This window comes from Bradyrhizobium sp. UFLA06-24 (assembly GCF_054967145.1).
Window position 1 is genome coordinate 22,909 of record NZ_JADFUE010000059.1, and the last position, 14,808, is coordinate 37,716.

General features: G+C 64.4%; 18 protein-coding genes and 1 pseudogene. 6 read left to right on the forward strand and 13 right to left on the reverse strand.

The features are described from left to right. Nucleotides 1-5 precede the first annotated feature (5 nt). Complete coding sequence (locus IF809_RS30970; RefSeq protein ID WP_128967747.1) at nucleotides 6-1,499, forward strand: HWE histidine kinase domain-containing protein; 1,494 nt, start codon at nucleotides 6-8, stop codon at nucleotides 1,497-1,499. Here IF809_RS30970 and IF809_RS30975 read toward each other — a convergent pair. Further along, on the reverse strand, nucleotides 1,496-1,903 hold the full coding sequence (locus IF809_RS30975) for a hypothetical protein (protein ID WP_462839436.1): 408 nt from the start codon (nucleotides 1,901-1,903) through the stop codon (nucleotides 1,496-1,498). The two genes, IF809_RS30970 and IF809_RS30975, sit on opposite strands and share 4 nt — an antisense overlap. A gap of 32 nt (nucleotides 1,904-1,935) precedes the next feature. Between IF809_RS30975 and IF809_RS30980 the strand changes: the two genes are divergently transcribed. Continuing rightward, complete coding sequence (locus IF809_RS30980; RefSeq protein ID WP_462839437.1) at nucleotides 1,936-2,139, forward strand: hypothetical protein; 204 nt, start codon at nucleotides 1,936-1,938, stop codon at nucleotides 2,137-2,139. Nucleotides 2,140-2,231: 92 nt separating this feature from the next. After that, the gene (locus IF809_RS30985; RefSeq protein WP_128967750.1) at nucleotides 2,232-2,477 is read left to right on the forward strand and encodes a hypothetical protein; all 246 of its coding nucleotides are present in this window, start codon (nucleotides 2,232-2,234) and stop codon (nucleotides 2,475-2,477) included. Between the two features lie 76 nt (nucleotides 2,478-2,553). Here the strand turns inward: IF809_RS30985 and IF809_RS30990 are convergent, their stop codons facing one another. Next, on the reverse strand, nucleotides 2,554-2,763 hold the full coding sequence (locus tag IF809_RS30990; protein ID WP_462839441.1) for a hypothetical protein: 210 nt from the start codon (nucleotides 2,761-2,763) through the stop codon (nucleotides 2,554-2,556). Between the two features lie 34 nt (nucleotides 2,764-2,797). Next, on the reverse strand, nucleotides 2,798-3,007 hold the full coding sequence (locus tag IF809_RS30995) for a hypothetical protein (protein WP_128969440.1): 210 nt from the start codon (nucleotides 3,005-3,007) through the stop codon (nucleotides 2,798-2,800). A gap of 115 nt (nucleotides 3,008-3,122) precedes the next feature. Between IF809_RS30995 and IF809_RS31000 the strand changes: the two genes are divergently transcribed. Next, complete coding sequence (locus tag IF809_RS31000) at nucleotides 3,123-3,317, forward strand: DUF3072 domain-containing protein (RefSeq protein WP_128967752.1); 195 nt, start codon at nucleotides 3,123-3,125, stop codon at nucleotides 3,315-3,317. 74 nt (nucleotides 3,318-3,391) lie between these two features. Then, entirely contained in the window at nucleotides 3,392-3,688 is a 297-nt protein-coding gene (locus tag IF809_RS31005) for a DUF6496 domain-containing protein (RefSeq protein ID WP_462839438.1), read from the forward strand. A gap of 12 nt (nucleotides 3,689-3,700) precedes the next feature. Here the strand turns inward: IF809_RS31005 and IF809_RS31010 are convergent, their stop codons facing one another. Both IF809_RS31010 and IF809_RS31015 read right to left on the reverse strand, forming a co-directional pair. Then, a complete protein-coding gene (locus tag IF809_RS31010) occupies nucleotides 3,701-4,063 on the reverse strand; it encodes a hypothetical protein (RefSeq protein WP_164938828.1) in 363 nt (120 codons plus the stop codon). Nucleotides 4,064-4,333: 270 nt separating this feature from the next. After that, complete coding sequence (locus tag IF809_RS31015; RefSeq protein WP_164938829.1) at nucleotides 4,334-5,869, reverse strand: Do family serine endopeptidase; 1,536 nt, start codon at nucleotides 5,867-5,869, stop codon at nucleotides 4,334-4,336. Nucleotides 5,870-6,080: 211 nt separating this feature from the next. Here IF809_RS31015 and IF809_RS31020 point away from each other — a divergent pair, with 211 nt between their 5' ends. After that, on the forward strand, nucleotides 6,081-6,917 hold the full coding sequence (locus IF809_RS31020; RefSeq protein WP_128967755.1) for a universal stress protein: 837 nt from the start codon (nucleotides 6,081-6,083) through the stop codon (nucleotides 6,915-6,917). 21 nt (nucleotides 6,918-6,938) lie between these two features. On the opposite strand, the gene IF809_RS31025 is transcribed toward IF809_RS31020, so the two are convergent. The 8 genes and pseudogenes from IF809_RS31025 to tkt all read right to left on the reverse strand — a co-directional run. Continuing rightward, the gene (locus IF809_RS31025) at nucleotides 6,939-7,151 is read right to left on the reverse strand and encodes a hypothetical protein (protein ID WP_128967756.1); all 213 of its coding nucleotides are present in this window, start codon (nucleotides 7,149-7,151) and stop codon (nucleotides 6,939-6,941) included. 167 nt (nucleotides 7,152-7,318) lie between these two features. Next, nucleotides 7,319-8,011, reverse strand: a pseudogene (locus IF809_RS31030) (putative bifunctional diguanylate cyclase/phosphodiesterase); the annotation flags it as partial. 156 nt (nucleotides 8,012-8,167) lie between these two features. Then, entirely contained in the window at nucleotides 8,168-8,905 is a 738-nt protein-coding gene (gene rpe / locus IF809_RS31035) for a ribulose-phosphate 3-epimerase (RefSeq protein WP_128967757.1), read from the reverse strand. After that, entirely contained in the window at nucleotides 8,902-9,834 is a 933-nt protein-coding gene (cbbX, locus tag IF809_RS31040; protein WP_128967758.1) for a CbbX protein, read from the reverse strand. The genes rpe and cbbX overlap by 4 nt, the downstream gene beginning before the upstream one ends. Before the next feature lie 99 nt (nucleotides 9,835-9,933). Further along, entirely contained in the window at nucleotides 9,934-10,341 is a 408-nt protein-coding gene (locus IF809_RS31045) for a ribulose bisphosphate carboxylase small subunit (RefSeq protein ID WP_128967759.1), read from the reverse strand. Between the two features lie 11 nt (nucleotides 10,342-10,352). Then, entirely contained in the window at nucleotides 10,353-11,813 is a 1,461-nt protein-coding gene (locus tag IF809_RS31050) for a form I ribulose bisphosphate carboxylase large subunit (RefSeq protein ID WP_453992446.1), read from the reverse strand. Nucleotides 11,814-11,845: 32 nt separating this feature from the next. Then, a complete protein-coding gene (gene fba, locus IF809_RS31055) occupies nucleotides 11,846-12,931 on the reverse strand; it encodes a class II fructose-bisphosphate aldolase (RefSeq protein ID WP_462839439.1) in 1,086 nt (361 codons plus the stop codon). Between the two features lie 27 nt (nucleotides 12,932-12,958). Then, on the reverse strand, nucleotides 12,959-14,808 hold a 1,850-nt coding region (gene tkt, locus IF809_RS31060; protein ID WP_462839440.1), incomplete at its 5' end, for a transketolase.

The following is a 14,808-nucleotide window of genomic DNA, read 5'->3' on the forward strand; positions in this document are numbered from 1 at the left end:
CGCGAATGGACCATGAGAAGGTCAATATCCTCCTCGTCGACGACCAGCCGGCCAAGCTGCTCGCCTACGAAGTGATCCTGAAGGACCTCGGCGAAAACCTCGTGATCGCCTCGTCCGGCCGCGAGGCGCTGGAGGTTCTGCTCAAGACCGAGATCGCGGTGATCCTGGTCGACGTCTGCATGCCCGAGCTCGACGGCTTCGAGCTCGCAGCGATGATCCGCGAGCATCCACGGTTCCAGAAGACCGCGATGATCTTCATCTCGGCGATTCAAGTCAGCGACATCGACCGGTTGCGCGGCTACGAGATGGGCGCGGTGGATTACGTGCCCGTTCCCGTCGTGCCGGAGGTGCTGCGCGCCAAGGTCAAGGTGTTCGCCGAGCTCTATCGCAAGACGCGGGAGCTCGAACGGCTGAACCAGGATCTGGAGGATCGCGTCCGCGCCCGCACGGCCGAGCTCGAGAACTCCACCGCGAAGCTGCGCGAGAGCGAGGAACGGCGCAGCATGGCGATTGCCGCCGGCAAGATGGGATCCTGGGACTGGGACTGGGTCAGCGGCGACTGGATGTGGGACGACGGGCAGTACCGCATTTTCGGCGTGAGCCCGGAGAGTTTCGAGGTCAATCCCGCCAACGTGCAGGCGCTGCTGCATCCCGACGACGTCGATCAGCTGCGCAAGGCGATCGCCGAGTTCAACAAGGGCACGCGCGCCTACGAGACGGAATTCCGCATCATTCGCCCCGACGGCGAGGTGCGCTGGTGCGTCGGGACCGCGGCCGCAACCGCAGATCCGAACGGTCGCGTGGTGCGGGTGAGCGGCGTCACCGTCGACATCACCGAACGCAAGCGCGCCGAGGAACGGCAGAACCTGCTGGCGCGCGAAGTCGATCACCGCGCCAAGAACGCGCTGGCGCTGGCACAGTCGATCGTGCGTCTCACCCGCGCTGACGAGGTGAAGGCCTATGTCGATGCGGTCGAAGGGCGCATCAATGCGCTCGCTCGCGTCCACACCATCCTGTCGCTGTCGAGCTGGCAGGGCGCCGAGCTCTCCAAGCTGATCGACGAAGAGCTTGCGCCCTATTCGCCCGGAGGACAGGTCAAGCTGGCCGGGCCCGCAGTCCAGCTGCTGCCGGCGACCGCCCAGACCCTGGCGCTGGCGCTGCACGAGCTCTTCACCAATTCGGCGAAGTATGGCGCGCTTTCGACGCGGTCGGGACGGCTCGCGATCGACTGGCAGGTCGAGAACGACCTTCTGACGCTGAGCTGGGAGGAGACCGGCGGGCCGCTGGTCAGGACGCCGAAATCGCGTGGCTTCGGAACGAGAAGCCTGCTGGCCAGCGTCGAATCCCAGCTCGGCGGACAGGCGCATTTCGACTGGCGATCGGAGGGCCTGTTGTGCCTTCTCGAGGTGCCGTTGACGCGCAAGAGCGCGGCAACATCGGCGGCGCAGGACAGGTTCGAGGCCAGCACCTCTCCCGAGCTGCAGCGCGCATCGGGCTAGCGCGACGCGGCGGCCTTCAGTCGCGGCATCGGCCGCGGTTCATCGGCGACACGCCCTTCGAGCCAGGCTTCCGTTTGCGCGAGATCGCGCAACGCGGTCGCATAGCGGCAGGCGGCACTGCGCTCCGCGCCGCGGGGGAGCTTGCGCGCCTTGCGCAAGATGTCGGCCGCGGCATGACGATAGGCCAGCGAGCGATAGAGAAAGACCACTTTTCCCATAGCGAACGTTCCGTGTTGACAGCATCGATCCTCGCAAACCGGGCATGAACGTCGGATGAAGCGGCGGATGACAATTCCTTCATACCGCAGGAACCGGCGATTGCCGCGCGCGTTTGCATGCCAGATCGATCGGCAGTTCCATGCGCGCAAAAAAATCGCCAAACAGGTCGCCAAACGGATCATCAAGTCTGGTCTCTCCGACCGGCATCATCCAGCTGATGACGCATGCGATGATGGGCGCCGCGCTCGGCCTAGTCTTCACGTTCGCGCTGATATTGGCCAATCCCGCGGTCGCGGAATTGCTGAATCACGGCGGCAGCGCGGCCGACTTGGTTTTTGTCGTCACGATGGTGACGACATTTGCCATCGGTGCCGCGCTGACGGGCGTCGTCTTCATTCTCGACGGAGACAAGGAATCTTGAAGCGCGCGACACGCGTGCAAAGCTTTGTTGGGAACTCCTGGCGCAGATGGCGGTTGGCTGCCTGCGTCAATTCAACCCAGGGAGTCCCCCACATGAAGACGACCAAGCTCGCTCTCGCCGTGATGTTGGCAACCGGCCTTGCCGCCGCGCCGTTCGCCGCGCAGGCCAAGTCGCACAAGAAGCATCATCACTCCTCGATGTCGCAGACGACGACGGGCGCCAACATGAAGTCCAAGGGCAGCGACCCGTCCGGACAGGGCGGCTCCGGCCCCGGCTCCGACCAGGGCGGCACCATGACGAACAAGAACAACACGGGCACCCCGAGCAACACCAAGTAAGGTCGCGGGAAGCTCAGGCCCCGCGAAAGCGGGGCCGGCCATTTCGGCATCCGGCATCTCGCGTTGCGCGACCGCTTCAGCTGTGTCGGATGTCAGTTATGTTAGGGCGGCCGGCTGCGGGGGCCGTCTTCACGAGAAGATCGAGCCGAGCCCGCTTGCGCGCAATCAGGAGCTGGGCCGCGGCATCATCGAGGCCCTCGCGCTGCAACTGCAGGATGGCGGATCCCAACTCGAGGATCTCGGCGCGCAGCTTCAGAATCCGGTAAGTGTCCGGGTCTTCGTCCACCACCGTCGCCCTCCACCAATGGTCGCTCAGAGCCTCAGCGGCGCGCGAGCCTGCCCTCGCTCTTCAATGGACGAAGACGCCCTTTGTCGCGAATGTCAGGCAACACCCCGCCTCCACCCGCCGCCTTCCATTCGCTGATCAACAGGCCCAGTTTCCGGCGCAGATCGATCTGCGCCTGGGCACGTTCAGCGCAGTCGCGATCGCGATTGACGAGATCGCGCACGGACGCCTCGACATCGGCCATTTGCAGCCTCAAGGCGCTGATCTTGCGACGAATTTCATTAATTCTATTGTCCATGGCTTGTTAGAACAAAATAAGAACATATAGTCAAGCCACGAATTCAGGACGGAGAACGAAGATGCAGGTTCAGGGTAAATACGACGCCAAGGCTTTTCTCATGGAGCAGATGACCCGCGCCCAAGGGCTGCGGCTGAAGCGGTTGAGCGAGGAGGCCTACCAGCCCGCACAATACGACCGAGGTCTCTCCTTTGCCGAAGCCGCGCGCCGCATCCAGGTGCTGGAAGCCGAGATCGAGCTCGCGAACTCCTTCTGAGGGGCCGGTGACCGGCCCGCTTGGAACGTTGCGTCAGCAATACGGTTCTTTCCCAGGGCGAAGGGAGAGACTTGATGGCACGCAAGGCAAAGAAGCGCCGCTACTCGCGTAGTTCCGGCAGTGATGTCGAGAGCGAAATGCGCCGCTACAAGAAGGGCACCGCCAAGAGCGGACGCGGCGGTCGCGGCGGACGCGTGAAGAGCCGCAAGCAGGCGATCGCGATCGGCCTCTCGAAGGCGCGCAAGAAGGGCAAGAAGGTGCCGAAGAAGGCGTCGAAGCGAAAGACCTCCAAGAAGAAGACCTCCAGAAAGAGCTCCAAGAGGAAGACCTCTAAGAAGAAGAGCTCGAAGCGCAAATCCGCCAAGCGGTGATGCCACTTGGCGTCAGATCATGCTGCCCGGCATGAAGCACCGAATCGAAACGCCGAACGCCGTCTTGACCGGCCAGACCATGGTGCGGCCGGCGCGGTTCGGTTCGGTGATGACGGCTTCGTCGGGCACCTCGACCCATTCCCCATCGAGACGGACCCGGTAGTGCCCGTTGTGCGAGTCCCAGTCGGGATCGGCCACGGCGACACCATCGGCATCCGAACAGCACGGACCGAGATGACTGCGCAAGCTGTCGAACCAGGGCTTTAGCGGCGAGTCGGCGAAGCGGCCGTCATCGCGCCCCAGGGCAGTTCCGGTCGACAGCACGAGAGGCGCTGCGAGCAGCGCAAGCTTCAGCGAGAGCTTCAATCGATCCATGTCGGCACCGATCAATGCGAACCATCGGCCGGTTCCACAAGCAACCGGAGGTCCGAAAGTTCCACCCTGTGATCTGCCCCGGCGGCCTCATTGCCTCCAGGTGCACGCGCGATTTTCGAAGTCTGACGAGCGAACGCGGCTTTTTCGGACGAACCTGTCACCGTTACTGCCGTTAACGAGAATGTTATCGCCGGCCTGTGGGCATCCCGCAGCTGCTCATGAAAAAGGCGGCCCGGTAGGCCGCCTTTCGACTTGCCGATGCTTGAACGATCAGGCGAGCGGCACCGCGACGAAGCGCATCGCCTCCGCGCTCTTCACCTGCAACAGCACGCTTTTCTTGCCGGACGACTTGGCCTGCGCCAGCTCGGATCGGACGTCGCCGACATTGGCGACGGCCTTGCCGCCGACGTTGAGGATGACGTCGCCGGTCTGGATGCCATGTTGCGCCGCCGGTCCCTGCGGATCGACCTCGGTGACCACGACGCCCTTCTGGCCGGCGCCCTGGACGTCACCGGCCGGCGCCAGGCTGAGGCCGAGACGCGGCGTACCAGGAGCCGCTTGCGTCTTGCCATCGTCAGCCTTGGCCTGCCGCTCATTCGGCAGCTCGCCGAGCGCCAGCGTCACCGTCTTGGTATCGCCCTTGTGGACGACATCGAGCTTCACGGACGTCCCCGGCGCGAGGGCCGCAATGGTGCGGGCGAGATCGCGGGAGTCCTTGATGGCGGTGCCGTTGACGGCGGTGATGACGTCGCCCGCCTCGATGCCGGCCTTCGCCGCCGGACTGCCGTCCTGCGGGGTGTCAACGATCGCGCCGCGCGCCGTCTTGAGGCCGAGACTGTCGGCGATCTCCGCGGTTACCGGCTGCACCTGCACGCCCAGCCAGCCGCGGGTGACGGCGCCCTTGTCCTTCAGCTGGGCAACGACGAGCTTGGCGGTCGAAGCCGGAATGTCGAAACCGATGCCGACCGAGCCGCCCGACGGCGAGTAGATCGCGGTGTTCACGCCGATCACGTTGCCGTTCATGTCGAAGGCCGGACCGCCGGAATTACCCTTGTTGATGGGCGCATCGATCTGGATGAAATCGTCATAGGGCCCGTTGCCGATGTCGCGGCCGCTGGCCGAGACGATGCCGGCGGTCACGGTGCCACCGAGGCCGAAGGGATTGCCGACTGCGACCACCCAGTCGCCGATCCGCGGCTTCTGGTCGGAGAACTTCACGAACGGAAAATCTTTCTTGCCATCGACCTTGATCAGCGCGAGATCGGTCTTTGGATCGGTGCCGACGACTTTCGCGGTGTAGATGGTGCCGTCGTCCGTCGTCACCTGCACGGACTCGGCGTGATCGACGACATGGTTGTTGGTCACGGCGTAACCGTCGGCCGAGATGAAGAAGCCGGAGCCTTCGCCCGTGATCACCTGGTGACGCTGGCGCGGCATGCCGTTCATCCCATCTGGGAAGCGGAAACCGAACTGCCGCGAGAACTGGTCGAACGGAGAGTCCTCGTCCTGGTTCATGCGATTTTGCTGCAGCAACGCGCTCTTGTCGTTGTCCTGGTCGATCTTCACCCGGACGGAGATGACGGCGGGCTTGACCTTGCTGACGAGGTCGCCGAAGCCAGCCGGCGTTGCCGCGCTTTCGGTGGCCTGTGCCGGCGAGATCAGGGAGCTGACGCCGAACGGCTTTGAAACGGGAGAAGCCGCCAGCACCGCCACGCCAAGCGCGGCCACGGTGCCGAGCAGCGCCAGCCGGCGCGGCTTCAGAATCCTGCGGGGTGTCGTGATGTCGGAGTGGACGGGATCTTTCATGTCGAAATCTCCATGTTGGGTAAGTCGCCTTGCACCGAACATGGTCATTGCCACCTTACGACGTCCCGTCCGCCCGATTAATTCTTGGCAAAGAAGGTGTGCCCGGTCGCCGCAGGCAAGATCCGCACCCTACATTTGATGCAGCTCAACGCGAGCCCTGCCCGCCGTGAAAAGCTGCGTCGATCGAATGATGTCCATCGGAGGCGCCCCCATGTACAAAGATATTCTCGTCCACATCCCGACCGAGCGGCCGATGCGCGCGGTGGTCGATGGCTCCATCTCGCTTGCGGCCACCCTCAACGCCCATGTCGATGCGGTCGCGATCGGCTATGTCGCCAGCAGCACGGCCTATGTGATGGAAGGCGGCGCGGCGGTGGCGGCCGTGTTCGAGATGGAACGCGAGCGTGCGGTGGAGCGGGCCGAGGCGGCGCTCGCAGTGTTCAAGAGCGAAGCGGCGCACGCCGATCTATCCTGTACCTGTCACGCGCTCGGCGAGATTCCGGTGGATGCGGCCGCGTCCCTCGGCGACATGGCCCGGCTGCACGACCTCAGCGTCGTGCTTCAGCCGGATCCCGAACAGGTTTCGTTCGACAACGACGTGCCCCGCGAGATTCTGTTTCAGGCGGGCGGACCGGTCCTGTTCCTGCCCTATACGTTCCGGGGCGCCTTCAAGGCGAGCCGGATCGGCATCTGCTGGGACGGCAGCCGCGTCGCGGCGCGTGCGGTGCGCGATGCAGCGACTTTTTTGGCGCGCGCCGAGGATATCGTGATCATTTCGATCAACGAGTCCGACACCGCTCCCGGCGACGCTTCGGCAAACAATCTGGCCAAACATCTCGGACGCCGCGGCCTGTCGACCCGCACGGTGAGCCTGTCGGCCTCGCGCGCCGATATTCAGCCGACCATCCTGTCGCTGGCGGCCGACGAGAATCTGGACGTGCTGGTGATGGGCGGCTACGGCCACTCCCGACTGCAGGAGCGCTTTCTCGGCGGCGTCACCCGGGCGATGCTGGAAGCGATGACGATCCCCACGCTGATGTCGCACTAGCGAAGGGTCAAAGGGCACATCTCACGCCGCAGCGGGAGTTTCCCAAACCGTGGCTGCGGCCGCGTCCTCTTCGGGTTGTGCATTGCACGCGTCGAAATGGGCTTTCAGCGCCAGCTCGGCGAGATGCTCGAAATGCTCCGCTTGGCCGAGGAGCTGCCAGTTCTGCAGCGGCCGATAGGCCGCCTGCTGACGACAGAGGGACGCCAGCGCGCGGTAGCGACGTACGTTCTCCATGAGACCTCCCTCGCATTCACCGGGCTTATTGCCCTGATTTGCGTCAGGCCGATGGCGGTTGTGCAAAACATTTTTGCGCCCACGCCCGGCTTAACTCAGGTTAACTTTGAAAAATAGGCAGACGCGGAATAGTTCCTGTTGGCAGTCGGCCGTGGAATAATGAATTTCTAGGCGTAGCGACGGCGTTCGACGTTGATGCCAATCAAACTGGAATAATGCTCAATCGGTTCTGGCCCACCAATCAGATAGCCCTGCATCTCCTCGCAAGCCTCGCCTTCCAGGAAGGCGCGCTGCGCCTCTGTCTCCACCCCTTCCGCAACCACGGGAATCTGCAGGGCATGTGCAAGGCCCAGGACCGCGCGGACGATCTCGGTCGATTGCGGCATTGCCCCGAGGTTCAGGATGAAGCTGCGGTCGATCTTAATCTTATCAAACGGGAACGACTGGAGATAGGACAGCGATGAGTACCCGGTGCCAAAATCGTCCATCGCGATGCGGATGCCAAGCGCCTTCAGCCGCCGCAGCAGATTGAGCGCGCGGGTGAAATCGCCGATCAACACGCCCTCGGTGATTTCGACTTCGAGCCGCGCTGGTGCAAGCCCGGTCTCCAGCAGGATCTCGTGGACGGAGCGTTCGAGGTCGCCGGTCTGGAACTGGACCGGCGACAGATTGACCGCGACCTGCAAGGGCCGCGGCCAGGACGCCGCCTCGCGGCAAGCCTCACGCAGCACCCACTCGCCGATCTCGACGATCAGCCCGTTCTCCTCGGCAAGCGGGATGAACTGGTCGGGCGGCACAAAGCCCCGCAGCGGGTGGTTCCAGCGCACCAGGGCCTCGAAGCCGGTGATGTCTCCCTCCATTGCGAGGGCGTTAATCCCCGTCTCGGGTACGTTGGTTATTCCGGCCTGGAAAAGCCGACCCGTTTGCGCGGCATTCTCCGTGAAAAGCCGGAGCAAAGTGGCGCGCCTTGATACAAGTCGAACCGCACCATCATCGCCACGCATCTCTTCCGTAATCTACCGGATGAGCGCATGTTCTTTGGCACGCATCGGCTGCGCGGAACTATCCTGCAATTTCGAAACCCTGCCTGCCTCCGCAGCAAGGCGAATGGCCGCGATGTTGCCGGCATAATCGGCGCTGCTCTTGCCGCGAAACACGGCGGACCCTGCCACCAGCGCGTCGGCGCCGGCAGCCGCAGCCGCGGCAGCGTTGTCGCGCGTGACGCCCCCATCCACCTCGAGGCGGATCGGCCGCTCGCCGATCATGGTTCGGATCCGAGCGATCTTCTCGAGCTGCGATTCGAGAAATGACTGGCCGCCAAAGCCCGGATTGACCGTCATCACCAGCACGAGGTCGAGGCGGTCGAGCACATATTCGATCGCGCTCTCGGGCGTTGCCGGGCACAGGCTGACGCCGGCCTTCATGCCCAGCGCGCGGATCGCCTGCAGCGAACGATCGAGATGCGGGCCGGCTTCGGCATGTATTGTAACGACATCGGCCCCGGCCTTCTCAAACGCTTCGAGGTAGGGATCGACAGGCGCGATCATCAGATGCACGTCGAAGACCTTCTTCGTCAGCGGACGAAGCGCCTTGATGACATCGGCCCCGAAGCTGATGTTCGGCACGAAATGCCCGTCCATCACATCGCAATGAATCCAGTCGGCGCCGGCCGCATCGATTGCCGTGACCTCCTCGCCGAGACGTGCGAAATCCGCAGCGAGGATCGAGGGAGCAATGATGATCTCGTTGGTCATGACTTGACGCTCCGCGCGTCAGCACCGCCGCTGAAGACGCGGCTCGCCAGGACGTCGGCGGGATCGATCGTCTCGAGGTCAGCGACGTCGAGCATGCGGTCGAGATCGGACACCAGTCGATCGGCCTGCCGCAGGCGGATGCGATCGACAGCATTGCGGATCGAGCGCGCATTCGAGAAGAACGGCTGTGTCCGGCGCAGCGCGATGTATCGCTCGAACGCATCGCGTGCCGCGGCCGAGAAGCGGTAGCCGCGCTCCTTCAGCATCAACTCGGCAATCACCAGCAGCTCGGCTTCAGCATAGTCAGGGAATTCGATGTGATGGGCGATGCGCGAGCGGAATCCGGGGTTGGAAGCGAAGAAGCTGGTCATCCGCTCGCCGTAGCCGGCGAGGATCACGACGAGGTCCTCACGCTGGTTCTCCATCACCTGGAGCAGGATCTCGATCGCCTCCTGGCCGTAGTCGCGCTCGTTGTCGGGACGGTGCAGGTAATAGGCCTCGTCGATGAACAGCACGCCGCCCATCGCTTTCTTCAGAATCTCCTTCGTCTTCGGCGCGGTATGGCCGATATATTGCCCGACGAGATCGTCGCGCGTCACCGAGATCACCTGCCCGCGCCGCACGAAACCGAGGCCGTGCAGAATCTTGGCCATTCGCAATGCCACGGTGGTCTTGCCGGTGCCGGGATTGCCGGTGAACGACATGTGCAGCGTCGGCGGCGCGGATGCCAGGCCGGCCCGCTGCCGGATGCGTTCAATCAGGAGCAGCGAGGCGATCTGGCGCACGCGGTTCTTGACCGGCTTGAGCCCGATCAATTCCCGCTCTAGCTGTTGCAGCGTGTCGGTAATCCCGGCGGCCTCGGCCTCCTTGCGGAGATCGAAGCTGGTCTCGTTGCTTTCAGCGGTGGTCGCGTGGGGAACGTCGAGCATGGCTAGCCTCGAAGAAAAGAGCTTCGCCGCGGGGGGAGCGGCGAAGCAGTGGTCCGCCAAGGAAACGGAGCAGGGAGCGCTCCGTGCGGAAAGGAATGGCTATTGCGAGGCGTGAGTGGCCACCTTGCGTACGGTGCTGTACCGGATCGCGCGACCGCCGACCTCCTGCCGCACCAGTTCGAACTCGGCCTCCTGCTTCGGTCGATTGACCAGGAAGGAGATCCGCACCGATTCCCAGCCATGGCTGGCATCGAAGCCGCTGATGCGGATGTATCGATCGCCATAAACCCTGCGGCACTCGCCGAGCTCCATCATCACGCCTGCGGCGTCCTGCAGATCGAACATCGGCAAGCCCCACATCTCCCAATAGGTGTTGCGGGGATGCGGATCATCGGTGAATTCGATGTTCACCGCCCAGCCATTGGCGAGGCAATACTGCACCTGCTTGGTGATCTGGTCGTCGGTCAGGTCAGGCAGGAACGAGAAGCAGCCCTGGGTCAGTTTCATGTTGAATCTCCTCAGACGGTTTCCAGCGCCGTCGGCACGAAGTCCGGCGTGTCGGTGGACTGGTAGTTGAAGGTGACGTCCTTCCAGACCTCGAGCGCGGCTTTCAGCGGTGTGCAGGTCTGTGCGGCCTTGGCCAAAATCTCCGGGCCTTCGTGGACGTAGTCGCGGCCCTCGTTGCGAGCGAGGATCATCGCTTCCAGCGCCACGCGGTTGGCGATCGCGCCCGCCGCGATCCCCATGGGATGTCCGATGGTGCCGCCACCGAATTGCAGCACGACGTCCTCGCCGAGGAGATCGATCAGCTGGTGCATCTGACCGGCATGGATGCCGCCGGACGCCACCGGCATCATCTTGTTGAGGCTCGCCCAGTGCTGGTCGAAGAACAGGCCGTGTTCGAGCTTGGTCGGATTGAAGTCCTCGCGGCAGACATCGTAATAGCCGCGCGTGGTGTTAGGGTCGCCTTCGAGCTTGCCGACCACCGTGCCGGCATGGATGTGGTCGACACCCGCGAGCCGCATCCATTTGGCTATGACGCGGAACGACACGCCGTGGCTCTTCTGCCGCGTATAGGTCGAGTGCCCGGCGCGGTGCAGATGCAGGATCATGTCGTTGCGCCGCGCCCATTTGGCCATCGACTGGATCGCGGTGTAGCCGATCACGAGATCGATCATGACGATGCAGGAGCCGAGCTCTTTCGCAAATTCGGCGCGCTCGTACATGTCCTCCATCGTGCCCGCGGTCACGTTCAGGTAGGTGCCTTTCACCTCGCCGGAGGCCGCTTGCGCCCGGTTCACCGCCTCCATGCAGTAGAGGAAGCGGTCACGCCAGTGCATGAAGGGTTGCGAGTTGATGTTCTCGTCGTCCTTGGTGAAATCGAGCCCGCCCTTCAGCGCCTCGTAGACCACGCGGCCGTAGTTGCGGCCCGAAAGTCCGAGCTTCGGCTTCACGGTGGCGCCGAGCAGCGGCCGCCCGAACTTGTCGAGCCGCTCGCGCTCGACCACGATACCAGTTGCCGGCCCCTGGAACGTCTTCACGTAGGCGACCGGGAAGCGCATGTCCTCCAGCCGCAATGCCTTGAGCGGCTTGAAGCCGAACACGTTGCCGATGATCGACGCCGAAAGGTTCGCGACCGAGCCCGGCTCGAACAGATCGAGATCATAGGCGATGTAGGCGAAATAGGAGCCGGGCGAGCCCGGGACCGGATCGACACGATAGCACTTCGCGCGATATTTCTCGGCCGCCGTCAGCCGATCGGTCCACACCACCGTCCAGGTCGCGGTCGAAGATTCGCCGGCAACGGCCGCCGACGCCTCGATCGGGTCGACACCTTCCTGCGGCGTGACGCGGAACAGGGCTATGACGTCGGTGTCCTTCGGCGTGTACTCGGGCTCCCAATAGCCCATGCGCTTGTATTCCATCACGCCCGAGCGATAGCGCTCCTTGCCGCGGACCGTTCCAGCATGTGCGTTCATGGCTCTCTCTCCTGCTTTCTCTCTCTGAATGATTAGGCTGCGACCGGCTCGCGAGCGCCGGTGCGCGGATCGAGCTCGCCGGTACGGTAGCGCCGCGCCATCTCGCTCAAGGGAACGACCTTGATCTTGCTGGCGTGCCCCGCGGTGCCGAACTGCTCGAAACGGTCGCGGCAGAGCTCGCGCATCGCATCCATCGCGGGTTTGAGGAATTTGCGCGGATCGAACTCGGAGCGCGATTGCGCAGCCACTTTCCGGAACACCGCGGTCATCGCCAGGCGGCAGTCGGTGTCGATGTTGACCTTGCGGACACCACTCTTGATGCCGCGCACGATCTCTTCCACCGGCACACCCCAGGTCTGCGGCATCTCGCCGCCAAACTGATTGAACATGTCCTGGAGCGGCTGCGGCACCGAGGAGGAGCCGTGCATCACCAAATGCGTATTCGGCAACCGGCGATGGATCTCCTCGACCACCCGCATCGCCAGAATATCGCCGTCGGGCTTGCGGCTGAACTTGTAGGCGCCATGCGAGGTCCCCATCGCGATCGCGAGCGCGTCGACCTTGGTGGCCCGGACGAAGTCGACGGCCTGATCGGGATCGGTCAAGAGCTGATCGTGGCTGACCTTGCCCTCGACGCCGTGCCCGTCCTCCTGCTCGCCGCCGCCATGCTCGAGCGAGCCGAGCACTCCGAGTTCGCCCTCGACGGAGGCGCCGACCCAATGGGCGAGATCGACCACGCGGCGCGTGATCGCGACGTTGTAATCGTAATCGGCGGCGGTCTTGGCATCGGCCTTGAGCGAGCCGTCCATCATGACCGAGGTGAAGCCATGGGCGATGGCGGAGGCGCAGGTCGCCTCGTCATTGCCGTGGTCCTGGTGCATGCAGATCGGAATGTCCGGATAGGTCCGCTCCAGCGCATCGATCATGTGCGAGAGCATGAGATCGCCGGCATAACTGCGCGCGCCGCGCGAGGCCTGGATGATGACGGGAGCATCGACTTCGACCGCTGCCTGCATGATCGCGATGCCCTGCTCCATGTTGTTGATGTTGAACGCCGGCACCGCGTAGCCATGACTGGCGGCGTGGTCGAGCAGCTGGCGAAGGGTGATACGGGCCACGACGAGTCCTCCTGTTATTGCTTGCTGTTATTGCTTGCGAACGCGGGCGATGGCCCGGCGGGCGGCTTCGGCAATGCTTTGCGGCGTGATGCCGAATTCGCGGTAGAGCACCGGAGCCGGCGCCGAGGCGCCGAAGCCGCGCATGCCGACGAATTCGCCGTCCGCGCCGATCCAGCGATGCCAGTCGCCGGCGATGGCGGCCTCGATGCCGACGCGGGGAGCAGTCCCGAGAACCGCGGCGCGATAATCCTCCGGCTGCTCCTCGAACAGCGCAAAGCAAGGCGCGGAGACCACCGCTGCACGAACGTGCTCGGTCGCGAGCAGGCGGGCCGCTTCCAGCGCGATCGAGACTTCCGAGCCGGTTGCCATCAAGGTCACATCGCGGCCGCCGTCTGGAGATACGATGAGGTAGGCGCCGCGCGCGACCCGGTTCTTGCCACGCACATCGCTGCGGAAGGTCGGCAGTGCCTGACGCGACAGGCACAGCACGGAGGGCCGGTCCTTTGCTTCGAGCGCGCAGTCCCAGGCTTCCAGCGTCTCGACCGCGTCGGCGGGGCGGAACACCAGCAGGTTCGGAATGACACGGAGCGCCGCAAGGTGCTCGACCGGCTGGTGCGTCGGACCATCCTCTCCGAGACCGATGGAGTCGTGCGTCATCACGTGGATGACGCGCAGCCGCATCAGGGCCGCAAGGCGGATCGCCGGCCGGCTGTAGTCGGAGAAGGCGAGGAAGGTGCCGCCATAGGGAATGAAGCCGCCGTGCAGCGCGAGGCCGTTCATCGCGGCGGCCATGCCGTGCTCGCGGATGCCGTAGTGGATGTAATCGCCGGCGAACGCATGACGCCGGACGGGCGCCTGCGCCTTGGCGTGTGTCAGGTTCGAATGGGTCAGGTCCGCGGAGCCGCCGACAAATCCGGGAATCGTTCCTGCAATTGCGTCGAGCACCTGTTGCGAGGCCTGCCGTGTCGCAAGCTTCGGACGCTCGCTGGCAAAGCGCTCGCGCAATTTCGCCGAGGCCTGGGCGTAGGCGTTCGGCAGGGCGACCGACTTGCCCTCGATGAACAGCTCGCGCTGCCCGGGCGTAGCGTTTTCGTAACGGTCGAGCCAGGCGAGACGCGCGACCTGTCCGCGCTGGCCGATCATCCGCCACGCCTTTGCGACGGTGACAGGCACGACGAAGGGCTGATAGTCCCAGCCCAGCGCCCGCCGCGCCGCCGCGGCCTGCTCCGCGCCGAGCGGCGCACCATGCGCCTTCTCGGTGCCTTGCCGGTCCGGCGCGCCATAGCCGATGATGGTGCGGCAGGCGATCAGCGACGGTTTTGCGGTTTCGCGCTCCTCTGCGATCGCTTGCGCGACAGCTTCGGAATCGTGCCCGTCGACGCGGCGCACCGACCAGCCGGACGCGGCGAAGCGCGCGAGCTGGTCGTCGGACGTCGCAAGCGAGGTCGGCCCGTCGATGGAGATGCCGTTGTCGTCGAACAGCACGATGAGGCGGCCGAGCGCGAGGTGGCCGGCGAGCGAGATCGCCTCCTGGCTGATCCCTTCCATCAGGCAGCCGTCGCCTGATATCACATAGGTGAAGTGATCGACGAGACCGTCGCCATGCCGCGCATTGGCCATGCGCTCGGCAAGCGCCATGCCGACGGCCGTCGCGATCCCCTGCCCCAGCGGACCGGTCGTGGTCTCGACGCCCGGCGTATGGCCGTACTCGGGATGGCCCGGCGTCTTCGAGCCCCATTGCCTGAATGCCTTGATGTCGTCGAGGCTGACGTCACCGCCGGTCAGATGCAGCAGCGCATAGAGCAGCATCGAGCCATGCCCCGCTGACAGCACGAAGCGGTCGCGGTCCGGCCAGTTGGGGTGCGCCGAGTCGAATT